The organism is Variovorax fucosicus (genome assembly GCF_030316825.1).
GTDB classification, from domain to species: Bacteria; Pseudomonadota; Gammaproteobacteria; order Burkholderiales; family Burkholderiaceae_C; genus Variovorax; species Variovorax fucosicus.
The window spans coordinates 2,533,917-2,544,912 of sequence record NZ_JASZYU010000001.1 but is presented as its reverse complement, the minus strand read 5'-3'; the positions used below and the strand labels follow the sequence as shown (position 1 = coordinate 2,544,912).

General features: G+C 66.4%; 11 protein-coding genes and 1 tRNA gene. 4 read left to right on the top strand and 8 right to left on the bottom strand.

The window, feature by feature from the left end:
- The 3 genes from trbG to QTI05_RS12035 form a co-directional block, all read left to right on the top strand.
- Positions 1–712 (top strand): P-type conjugative transfer protein TrbG (gene trbG, locus QTI05_RS12045; protein ID WP_286624621.1); only part of this gene is annotated, 712 nt, incomplete at its 5' end.
- Between the two features lie 2 nt (positions 713–714).
- On the top strand, positions 715–2,001 hold the full coding sequence (locus QTI05_RS12040; RefSeq protein WP_286624619.1) for a TraB/TrbI/VirB10 family type IV secretion system protein: 1,287 nt from the start codon (positions 715–717) through the stop codon (positions 1,999–2,001).
- Complete coding sequence (locus tag QTI05_RS12035) at positions 1,998–2,228, top strand: DUF2274 domain-containing protein (protein ID WP_286624617.1); 231 nt, start codon at positions 1,998–2,000, stop codon at positions 2,226–2,228. The genes QTI05_RS12040 and QTI05_RS12035 overlap by 4 nt, the downstream gene beginning before the upstream one ends.
- Here QTI05_RS12035 and QTI05_RS12030 read toward each other — a convergent pair.
- Positions 2,207–3,346 carry a hypothetical protein gene (locus QTI05_RS12030; protein ID WP_286624616.1) on the bottom strand — a complete coding sequence of 380 codons (1,140 nt, stop codon included), beginning with the start codon at positions 3,344–3,346 and terminating at the stop codon, positions 2,207–2,209. The genes QTI05_RS12035 and QTI05_RS12030 overlap by 22 nt on opposite strands.
- 59 nt (positions 3,347–3,405) lie before the next feature.
- Between QTI05_RS12030 and QTI05_RS12025 the strand changes: the two genes are divergently transcribed.
- Positions 3,406–3,768: a helix-turn-helix transcriptional regulator gene (locus QTI05_RS12025; RefSeq protein WP_353505949.1), complete on the top strand. Its 363-nt coding sequence runs from the start codon at positions 3,406–3,408 to the stop codon at positions 3,766–3,768.
- On the opposite strand, the gene QTI05_RS12020 is transcribed toward QTI05_RS12025, so the two are convergent.
- From QTI05_RS12020 to QTI05_RS11990, 7 genes are all read right to left on the bottom strand, one after another.
- A complete protein-coding gene (locus QTI05_RS12020; RefSeq protein ID WP_286624612.1) occupies positions 3,710–5,044 on the bottom strand; it encodes a tyrosine-type recombinase/integrase in 1,335 nt (444 codons plus the stop codon). The two genes, QTI05_RS12025 and QTI05_RS12020, sit on opposite strands and share 59 nt — an antisense overlap.
- 172 nt (positions 5,045–5,216) lie before the next feature.
- Positions 5,217–5,292, bottom strand: a tRNA-Phe gene (locus QTI05_RS12015).
- Positions 5,293–5,310: 18 nt separating this feature from the next.
- Positions 5,311–6,003: a response regulator gene (locus tag QTI05_RS12010; protein ID WP_286539799.1), complete on the bottom strand. Its 693-nt coding sequence runs from the start codon at positions 6,001–6,003 to the stop codon at positions 5,311–5,313.
- 20 nt (positions 6,004–6,023) lie between these two features.
- Positions 6,024–8,360 carry a sensor histidine kinase gene (locus QTI05_RS12005; RefSeq protein WP_286624672.1) on the bottom strand — a complete coding sequence of 779 codons (2,337 nt, stop codon included), beginning with the start codon at positions 8,358–8,360 and terminating at the stop codon, positions 6,024–6,026.
- Positions 8,361–8,365: 5 nt separating this feature from the next.
- Positions 8,366–8,926 (bottom strand): DUF4390 domain-containing protein, encoded by a 561-nt coding sequence (locus QTI05_RS12000; RefSeq protein WP_444812896.1) that lies wholly within the window; start codon positions 8,924–8,926, stop codon positions 8,366–8,368.
- Between the two features lie 55 nt (positions 8,927–8,981).
- On the bottom strand, positions 8,982–10,304 hold the full coding sequence (gene rsmB, locus QTI05_RS11995; RefSeq protein WP_286624671.1) for a 16S rRNA (cytosine(967)-C(5))-methyltransferase RsmB: 1,323 nt from the start codon (positions 10,302–10,304) through the stop codon (positions 8,982–8,984).
- 61 nt (positions 10,305–10,365) lie between these two features.
- Positions 10,366–10,968, bottom strand: a complete 603-nt coding sequence (locus tag QTI05_RS11990; RefSeq protein ID WP_286624611.1) for a LemA family protein — start codon at positions 10,966–10,968, stop codon at positions 10,366–10,368.
- Between the last annotated feature and the right edge of the window lie 28 nt (positions 10,969–10,996).

The following is a 10,996-nucleotide window of genomic DNA, read 5'->3' as shown; positions in this document are numbered from 1 at the left end:
CAATGCGATCCAGGTCTGGCCCTACGCTGACGGCGCGCTGTATCAGGTCTACACCAGTCCGGGACGCGTCACCGTCATTGCCCTGCAGCAGGGCGAGGAGCTGGTGACGGTTTCGGCCGGCGACACGGTGCGCTGGATCGTGGGGGATACAGCCAGCGGGTCAGGTGTGACGCTGCGCGTGAACATCCTGGTCAAGCCCACGCGCATTGGCTTGAAGACCAACCTGGTGGTGACGACGAACCGTCGCACCTACCTGCTCGAACTCTCGTCGACGCCGCAGGCCTGGATGGCCTCTGTGTCCTGGGACTACCCGAAGGACCGGATGCAGGCCCTGCAGAAGCAGGCGCAGCAAGCCCAGGCCAGCGCGCCGGTGGAAACCGGCATGACGCTCGAGCAGATCAGATTTCGCTACGCCGTCAGTGGCGACAGTCCGCCGTGGAAGCCGCTGCGCGCCTTCGACGATGGCGAGCGCGTCTACATCCAGTTCCCAGGCGGCATCACCCAAGGTGAGTTGCCGCCGCTATTCGTGATCGGGCCGCAAGGCGATGGGCAACTGGTGAACTACCGCTTCCGTTCGCCGTACTACGTGGTGGACCGCCTGTTCGGCGCGGCCGAACTGCGGCTGGGCGGCGACAAGGCGCAGGTGGTGCGCATCGAGCGCACCGATGGTGTCAGTGCGGGCGCTGGAACAGGCGCAAACCGGAGGAACTGAGCATGGCGACGTCCGACATGCCCGATACGGCGCCGGCCGCAGCCCCGAAGGTCGAACCCGAATCCGTGGCCTTGCGCGCTTCGCCGCGCCCCGTCACGCGCCTGAACCGCCGCATGCTGGCCGTCGGTGCCGGCGTCCTGGCCGCTGCCGTGCTCGGCGGCACCCTGTGGTCGCTGCAGCCGAACAAGCGCGAGCGCAATCTGGCCACCGAGCTGTTCAACGTCGATCGCGTCTCTCGCGCCGAGAACCTGGACCAGCTCCCCAAGGACTATGCCGGGATTCCGCCGGCTGTGAAGCAAGGGCCGCCAGTGCTGGGCGAGCCGCTGCCCGGAGACTTGGGACCTGCCATCGTCAAAGCGCAGCAGCCGATGGAGACGCGCCCGCCGGGCGGCGGCGTCGATCCGGCCCAGGCCGAGCGTCTGGCGGCCGAAGAAGCAGCGCGGTCTTCAGTGTTTTTCCGAAGCGGTGCAAGCAGCGGCGGACCGAAGCCGAGCGCCGCGCAGACCGTCGTTGATCCTCCGGCACTGGCTTCAGGCAATCAGCCGTTCAACCCGATGGGGACCACTGCCACCGCAGCGCAGCACCCTGATCCAACGGCGGTGCAGAACCGGCAGGATCAGAAGGAGGCGTTCGTCGCCAAGGTGGGTGACGCAGCGACGCTCAATCCCGGCAGCTTGCAGTTGCCGTTGTCGCCCTACCAGGTGATGGCAGGCACGATCATCCCGGCGGCGCTGGTGACCGGCATCAACTCTGACCTGCCTGGCCAGGTCATTGCCAATGTGTCCGAAGCGGTCTACGACACTGCCACAGGGCGTCATCTGCTGATTCCGCAGGGTTCGCGACTGATCGGCCGCTACGACAGCCAAGTGACCTTCGGACAGCGGCGCGTCCTGCTGGTATGGACCAGGCTGATCCTGCCCGACACGTCGTCGGTGGCACTGGATCGCCTGCCCGGCATCGATCCTGCAGGCTACGCCGGGCTTGAAGATGGTGTCGATTGGCATTGGGACCGCATCCTGGCTGGCGCTGCGCTGTCCACACTGCTGGGCATCGGTGCCGAGCTGGCAGCGCCGGAGAGCCGCACCGATGGGAACCGAATCGTCATCGCCGGACGTGAGAGTGCCCAGGACACAGTTAACCAAGTCGGGCAGGAGATCACAAAACGCAACGTCAGTATTCAGCCAACATTGACGATCCGGCCTGGCTTTCCCATGCGAGTGATGGTGAGCAAAGACCTGGTGCTTCGACCCTATCAACCATTGTTCTTTCAGAGAGGTTCATCGCAATGAGCGCAGCCAAACTTCGCCTCGGTCCATTACCCAAGTCAACGACGGTGAAGCTCACGATAACCGTGCCTAGGGATCTGCAGATCATGCTCGATCGCTATGCCGCACAACATTCGCAGACATACGGCGAGAAGGTTGATGCAGTTGCACTTGTTCCGCACATGTTGGCAGCTTTCATGGCACGCGATCGTGCTTTCAAGGCTATGCGTCAATCTATTGCGGGCTCCTGATCACCAAGGGGCGGAGGGGATTCGTTCTCCGCGGACTCAGGTTCATTTGGGCCGGTGGCATCGGTGGTGTCGTCGCGCCCCACCACTGTCACCGCGAACCGGAAGTACAAACTGCGGGTCAACTCCTCCTCGACCCACCGACCAGCCTGCTCATCCAAATAGTTTTGCACCACTCCACGCCGACGGAACACTGTGGGGTCGAGTGGATTCTGCGCATACGGATTGTGATAAATCTGCAACCCGTCGGTGAGCGTCTCGCCCGTTTCCTCCGCATAGCCCGCACGCATTACGGGCCGTCCGTCCGGCTCTGAACCCCAGATGGTTTGAACTATGGTGCGTCGCCCGTCCGACGGCGGCGCTAGAGCGTCGACCTTGCCATAGGTTGCGGTGCATGAGAACAGCACCGCGCTGATGTGGCGCATGCGGTCATCATTGAACACGCCCAGTTCGATGTCGGCTCCATTATCCTTAGTGACGAAACCGAGATTCCTATTCGGCGGCCCATTTGGATACGCTGCAGGATTCTTCTGGTACGCAGGTTCATCCACGTAGTGGTCATAGAGCACAGCCTTGATGGGCCGGTTGTACTGGTGATTGAAACGCGGCTGCTCGAATGGGGCAACGGCTAGCACGAACGGCTTGCCAGCAACATGCCCGAGTTTCGAATAGGAGTTCAGGTACTTGCGGTGCTTGCCGTAGATCGCATTGGCCAGCCGCACCATCGCTTCGCGGTTCAGCGCTTCGAGGTCGAGTTCAAACTCGAGCGGCTTCTCGGGGTTAAACCTGATATCCCATTCGTTGGGCTTGCCATCAGCCGCATTCGCCGTCACCGCCTCCACGCAAAAGAATTGCCCATGGTGCGCCAGTGCAAAGTCAGGGGACGCGTGCGACCAATCGAAGCCAAAACCGTACTCGCGAAAAACGGCGTAAAGGTAGATCTCCCAAAAGGGCGAGTTGAACGAGAGCTGAAATTCCTGGACAAACTTCCCGTCTCGATTCGGAAACCCATCCGCCCAGGCCTCCACGACCTGACGGCTTGCTGCGTGTTCCGGTGCCAGCACTGTTTTGAAGTGCTGGTGTTGTCTGCCCTCATCGACGACCGGTTCAAACAGATTCATAAATGTTCCTAATGCTCGGCGCCATCCGCGACTGAATACGGGACCTGCGCCTGTCTGCGATGGCTTGCGACGCGCTGGGTTCACACGGAACGCCATTAAACGCATGCTTGCACTCATTCTTGTCTGATGGAGTTTGCATGATCTTTCCCCCGCCTCCACCGCCTCCGGTGACCAGCAAGGCCCAACCGGCGTACTACCGGCTGCGCGACGTGGTGCGAATCACGGCGCTGAGCCGGTCCACGATCTACCGGCGCGTCGCGGAGGGCCGGTTCCCTGCCCCAGTCCATTTGGGTGGCAAGGCCTCTGGCTGGGCCAGAGAGGCGCTGCAACGCTGGATCGAGGACCCGGCCTGCTATACCGCCCCTACGCCACCGCAAGCCGCTGCAGACCACGGGCTTCCGAGGGCTGGCGCGCAGCCGTAGCACCAGCGCGGACTTCTCGCGGCATGGGCATGACCTCGCGCCCAGCCTCCAGGTCGTCCAGCAGATCAGCCCAAGCCTGCGCCATTTCCCGACGCTGCTCAAGAAAGACGGCGCGGTCATAGCTACCCCCGAGTTCCTCGTCGGACACATGCGCCAGGTGGCGCTCGATGACCTCGCGATCCCAGCCGAGCAGTTCACGGATCAGTGTCCGGGCAGTCGCCCGGAAGCCATGCCCCGTGATGTCCTCCTTGGTGTCGTAGCCCATGGTGCGCAGCGCCGCGTTGACGGTGTTGTCGCTCATGTAGCGGCTCGCTTCGGAACGGCGCGAGATGCTGCGGAACACAGGCCCCTCTGGACCCGTCAGCGGCAGGATGTCGCGAAGGATGGCCACGGCTTGCTTCGGCAACGGCACCAGGTGCGCCGGCGTGCGCGCGTCACGCTTTTGCCACTCTCGCAGCTTCATCTTCTCGGGCGGGCAACGCCACATGGCCGCATCCAGGTCGAAGTCCTCCCAGTGCGACAGGCGCAACTGGCCAGGGCGTTGGAACAGCATGGGCATCAGCCGCAGCGCCATGCGCGTGAGAATATTGCCGTTGTAGGCTTGGATGTCACGCAGAAGCTGCGCGAGTTGGCCGGCATCCGTGATGGCCGCATAGTGCCGAGAGCGCGGCGGCGGCAGGCCCCCTGTGCGGCTGTTCATGAAGTTCGCCGCCGGCTCAAGCGCGCCAACGTCCACCGCGTACTGAAACACATGGATCATGGCTTCGCGCACCCGCAGTGCCGTTTCGAGCGTCCCGCGGTCCTTGATCCGGTGCAGGCAGCGAACCGCCTCCGTCGGAAGGATGGAGGGCATGGGCAAGCCCCCCAGCCAGGGGAAGACGTGGACTTCGAGGTGGCGCAGAACCTTTTGCGCGTAGCCGGACGACCACTGACGGTCCTTTTGCGCCTGTGCATGCCAGGCTCGCGCCAGCAGCTCGAAAGTGTTGAGGCGCTGGACGCGGCGCTTCTCGTCCTGCTCACGCCGGGCCAGGCGCACGTCGATCCCGGCGGCAAGCTTGCCGGCTTCAATCCGCGCCTTGGTACGTGCTTCGGCCAGCGGCACCGCGGGGTAGGCGCCGAGGCTGAGCTTCACCTCCTCTGTACCGCTCCGATATCGAAAGGCCCATGCCTTGCCGGTGGGCCGCACGCGAAGGTAGAGGCCCTCCCCGTCAGCCAGCAAGTATTCCTTGTCGCGCGGCTTCGCGGACTTGATCTTCAGGTCGTTGAGACGTCCCATTTTGGTACCCAGAAAAAGACTGTTGATGAAACACAGTCTGGGGTACCGGCGTGGGTACACGCAAATGCGGGACTTGGTGGGATTTGGCGACACCGTCTGAGCCGCCTTTTCAGGCTAAGTCCTTGATTTGCAAGGACCTTGAGCTTCAGCGGAACCGCTTGAGAAAGAAAGATGGTGGCCTGGGGCGGAATCGAACCACCGACACGCGGATTTTCAATCCGCTGCTCTACCAACTGAGCTACCGGGCCTTGGTATGGAGCCTTCGATTATACAGCGCTTCGGCGGCCTCTTGAAAGATCGACGCCGAGTTGCTTCAACTTGCGATAAAGATGCGTGCGCTCCAGGCCGGTCTTCTCTGCCACGCGGGTCATCGAGCCGTTTTCCATCGCAAGGTGGAACTCGAAGTAGGCCTTCTCGAAACCATCGCGCGCGTCGCGCAGCGGGCGGTCGAGGTCGAAGCTCTGCGTCGCGCGCGGGCCGGGTTCGGCGGCGGGCGGCATCGCGGGCAACTGCATCAGGCCGGCGTCGGTGGTGGTCACGGCAGCGGCGAAGTGGCTGGTTGTCGGCACTACGCTCGCGGCAGCGCGGCGCGCGCTTTCCCGCGCCAGGCCCTGCTCCACCGCTTTCAGAAGCTTCTGCAGCGTGATGGGCTTTTCAAGAAAGGCGAAGGCGCCGATGCGCGTCGCGTCGACCGCGGTGTCGATGGTGGCGTGGCCGCTCATCATGATCACCGGCATGCTGAGGAGGCCAGCGGTCGACCACTCCTTGAGCAGCGTCACGCCGTCGGTATCGGGCATCCAGATGTCGAGCAACACCAGGTCGGGCCGGGCGCGCTGCCGCGCCGCACGCGCTTCCGCGGCGTTTTCGGCGAGTTCGACGTTGTGGCCCTCGTCGTTGAGAATTTCGAAGAGCAGGTCGCGAATGCCCAGCTCGTCGTCGACCACAAGAATGTTTGCCATGAATGCTTGGTTGTACGCGCTCAGGCGACGGTAGTGGGCGTGTGTTCTTCGGATGTTGCGGGGTTGGCAGGTACGTCGCCCGCCAGCGCGAATGATAGCGAGACTTGGGCCCCCGCTACAGCCCCCTCGAACATGCGATTCGAAAGCTCGATGCGTGCGCCGTGCTCGTCGGCGATTTTCTTGACCACTGCGAGGCCGAGGCCGGTGCCCTTGGTCTTGGTGGTGACGTAGGGCTCGAAGGCGCGCTTGAGGATGTTCTCCGCGAAGCCGTGGCCGCTGTCCTGCACCGTGAGCCGCACGCGCTGGCCCGAATCGCCGAGCCGGGTGCGCACGATGACTTCGCCGGCGGCGGCGTTGTCGCGCCGCGCGGTCTCGGTCGCGTCCTGGGCGTTTTGCAACAGATTGTGTATCACCTGCCTCAGTTGCTGCGCGTCGCCGCGAATCGGCGGGCAGCGCGCGTCGAGGTCGGCCCGCACCACCACCGATGCATTCTCGGCTTCATAGAGGTTCAGCACATCGGCCACCAGGGCGTTGAGGTCGACCGGTTTCAGGTCGGCGGCGGGCAGGCGCGCATAGTCACGGAACTCGTTGACCAGCCGCTTCATCGCATCGACCTGGTCGACGATGGTCTTCACCGACTTGGTCAGGATCGCCTGCTCAGGTGCATCGACCTTGCCGGCCAGCTTCATCTCGAGCCGTTCGGCCGAGAGCTGGATCGGGGTGAGCGGATTCTTGATCTCGTGGGCCAGGCGGCGCGCCACTTCGCCCCAGGCCTGCGCGCGCTGCGCCGACACGATTTCGGAGATGTCGTCGAACACCAGCAACCGCGCCGCACCCGGCAGCTCGGCGCCGCGCGCGACGATGTTGACCGCGTCCTGCGCCATGCTGTTGCCGGTCGGGTGCAGTTCGAAGGCGTGCTGCCAGTGGTCGAGGCCGTGCTGTGCGCGCTCGACCTGGAATTCGTCGAACTGCTGCTGCACGTTGTGCGCGAACTCCGCCAGCCCCGGCACCTCCGCCAGTGCCTGGCCCTCGAAGGCGGCCAGCGGCGCACGCAGCACGCGCGTGGCGCCCGGGTTGGTCGACAGCACGGTGCCGGCCGCGTCGAGCACGATCACGCCGGAGGTGAGGTTGTCGAGGATGGTCTGCAGGTTGCCGCGCGCGGCATCGAGCTCGCCCATGGTCTTTTCGACCGCGCCGCGCGCGTCGGCCAGCTGCTGCGTCATGACGGCGAAGGAGCGCGTCAGGCCGCCGAGTTCGTCCTTGCCCTGCAGCACGGCGGTGGGCCGCAGGTCGCCGGCGGCCACCTGGCGCACGCCGTCGGCCAGCACCAGCAGCGGGCGCGCGAGCTGGTTGCCGAACAGCACGGCCAGCAGCACTGCACCGAACACCGAAAGGAACAGGCACAAGGTCAGCGTGCCGATGTACATGCGGCGCAAACCTTCGCGCGCCAGCGCACGCTCCTGGTACTCGCGATTTGCCTCCTGCACCGCGAGCGCGTTGGCCACCACGGCAGGTGGCAGCGGCCGCGTGACCTGCAGGAAGCGGGGCTCGCTGCTGAAGTCGAAGCCCGGCCGCTGCACCATCGTGAGCGCGTGCACCGCAGCGGGGGGAGGCGGAGCGCCCGGCACCGGCGAAGCCTCGTCCAGGCCCTCGATGCGCGCGACCGCGCGGTCGGTGCGCGCCTGGCGGAACTGCTGGGGCGTGGGCCGCTCGGGGTTGATCTGGAAGCGCGAGGCGCCGGCACCTGCCACCAGCTGCCCGGCGCCGGTCCAGAGCACCACGTCACTGGCGCCGAGCTGGTCGCGGATGCGCTCCAGCACCAGGCCGGCGCTCGCGTCGGGCACGTCGGCCAGTTGCGAACTGGCGGTGCGTGCCTTGGTGGCCAGATCGTCAGACAGCGAATCGAGCGTGGCGCGGCCGAGGTTCAGGCCGGCGTCGAGCGCCCCTTCGACCTTGACGTCGAACCAGCTCTCGATCGAGCGCGACATGAAGTTGTACGACACCACGTAGATCAGCACGCCCGGCACCACGCCCACCAGCGCGAAGATCGCGGCCAGCTTGATCAGCAGCCGGCTGCCGAACTTGCCCTGGCGCAACCGGCGCACCAGGCGGAAAGCGACCCAGCCGATCACCAGCATCAACAGCGCAGCAACCACCACGTTGATGCCGAACAGCCGCGCGTAGTTGCGCTCGTAGAGTGCGCGGTTGTTGGTCGCCTGCGCCAGCAGGAACATCATGACCAGCCCGATGGCCGTGAGCGCCGCCGCCCCGACCCCGAGCGCCCAGCGCACCGCCCGGGTGCGGCGGCCCAGCCGGGCGGCGGTGGCCGCCGTGTCGTTCGCGTCGTCTCCGGGCATCGGGCTCACCGGGACTTCTCCAACGTCAGCTTGGCGGTGCGCTCGGCCGTGATGTTCCAGTCGGCCTGGCCGGCCACGCCGATCTGGAACGGGCGAGGCAACTGCGTGGTGTCGAGCCGAAAACGGAACTGCACTGCGTGCACCGGATCGTCGCCGATCTCGGCCACGTCGCCCATGCGCAGGCGGCCGATGCGTTTGACCGCGTCGAGGGCATCGGCCAGCGTCTCGAAGTTCTGGTTCAGCGTGGCGCCGAAACCGGCATTGGTGATCGGCACCGGCGACACGTTGAGCCGCCAACGCCGGGTGAGCGGCTGGTAGGCCAGGCGCATGTGGCGCGAAACCTGGGCCATCTTCTGGTCCGTCCAGTACCAGCGCTCACGGAACAGCTCCGCGTCGGCCACGAAATAGATGGCGATGCCCTTGTCGAGCACTTCCTCGACCAGCGCCGGCAGATCGAACTGCACGGCGGCGTTCAGGTAGATGCTGTCGCCGCTGCGCTCCAGCCGGAGCTGGGTGATCTCGGTGAGCGGCGCCTGCGCCGCAGCCGGGGTGGGGAACCAGCCCAGCCAAGTGGCCAGCAGCAGTGCGCCAAGCCAAGCCGCAAGGCGGCCGGCAGGCCGGTCAGCGGGCTTGCTTTTCGAGCAGGGCGTAAAAGAAACCGTCGTGTTCACCCAACGCATTGTCCGGGACGGCGCGCGCATTCCCCGTGCTTTGGGGCAGCAAATGGCCCGGCGAAGGCCGCAAACGGGCCTCGGTGTTGTGTGCAAGGAACGCGTCTATTTGGTGCGAGCCCTCTTGCCTGAACACCGAGCAGGTGCAGTACAGCAGGCGTCCGCCGGGCCGCACCAGCGGCCAGAGCGCCGCCAGCAGCATGGCCTGCTGCACGGCCAGTTGCTCGATGTCGCTTTCGCGGCGCAGCCAGCGCACGTCGGGATGCCGGCGCACGATGCCCGAGGCGGTGCACGGCGCGTCGAGCAGGATGGCGTCGAAGGGGCGGCCGTCCCACCAGCTCTCGGGCCGGACGGCGTCGGCAACCAGCACCTGCGCCTGCAGGCCGAGGCGGGCCAGGGTCTCGCCGATGCGGCGGCTGCGCGCAGCGTCGATCTCGAGGGCGGTGACCTCGATCGGCCGCGTACCGGCATGCTCGACCAGGTGGGCCGTCTTGCCGCCGGGCGCGGCGCAGGCGTCGAGCACGCGCAGCGGCCCGGCGCCGCTCGACAGGCCGTCGAGCAGCAGTGGCGCCGCCAGTTGCGCTGCGCTGTCCTGCACCGAGAACTCGCCTTCGGCAAAGCCGGGCAATTGCTGCACCGGGCGCGCCCGTACCAGCTGCAGGCCGCTGACACCGACCGGCGTGGCTGCGAGATTCACGGCCTCCAGCGCCCGCAGGTAGGGCGCCACGGCCGTTTTTCGCGCATTGACCCGCAGCGTCAGCGGCGGTTGCTGGTTGTCAGCCGCCAGCACGCGTTGCCAGTCGCGCGGGTGGTCGCGCTTCAGGCGCTCGATCCACCAGCGCGGGTGATTCCACTGGGCCACCGGCTCGCGGTCGGTGAGCTCGACCAGCGCGTCGCGCTCGCGCAGAAAGCGCCGCAGGCAAGCGTTGATGAAGCTGGCCTGGGCCCGGGTGGCGGGATCGCGCTTGGCGGCTTCGACGGCCTGATCGACCAGCGTGAACGGCTCGTACGGCGAGTGGGTCGCGTCCCAGCCGAGCGCGAGCGCGGTGCACAGCAGCGCGTCGGCAGCCGGCGGTGGCGTGCGCTTGGCAAGCTGGCGCCGCAGCGCTTCGGCGCGGCCGAGCCAACGCAGCGCCTGGAAGCCGAGCGCCTGCACGCCGGGGCGCAGCCCGGGCTCGACCGCCTCGAAGGCGGCGCTGCCCGAGGTGCCGGCACGGATGGAAGCCAACGCGTTGGCGGTCAGCTGCAACTGGCGCCACAACGGTGGCTGCAGTTGCGGCGATGAGGAGGAAGGTGCGGGAAGGTCTGACAAGCGGTGAATGGTAACAACGGCTTCAGAGCAAGGGCGCGGCGCGGCGCAGACGGAACGCCCAGGCCACCAGCAGTGCCGGAAACTGGCCGACCGCGGTGTTGTACTGAGCCACCGCCAGATTGAACTGGCCGCGCGCGATCTCGGCCGCCGCCGAAGGCTCGGGCCAGACGATGGGCTCGGCCGAAGGGTGCGAAGCGGCCTCGCGCCGCCCGCCGAGCGGCGCCGGACGTGACAGGGTGCCGTCGGCATCGAAGCTCAGGCCGGCTTCGGGATGCAGCCGCTGCCAGGCCGCCAGCAGCACGCGCAGCGCCGTTCCGAGCGCCGCCACCGCCTGCGGGTCGAGCGGGTGCAGCCGGGTCGCGGCCAGCATGGTGGTGAGCTGACCGGTGGCCGCACGCAGCGATGCCGCGGCGGACGCATCGCCGGCGCCGTCGGCCACCGGTTCGGCCTGCGCCGCCTGGCCCTGGACAAAGTCGAGCTGGCGCAACAGCGCGGCATCGAGCGTTGCGTAGGCCTGCAAGGCAACGGAGCGCAGCCGCATCAGCCGGTTGTGCGCGCCGACGAACCAGAACAGCACCAGTGCGGCGCCGACCCAGAGTGGCCAGTTATCGGGCAGAAGATGCATGGGAGGTGGTGCGCAGGCAAAAAAACGC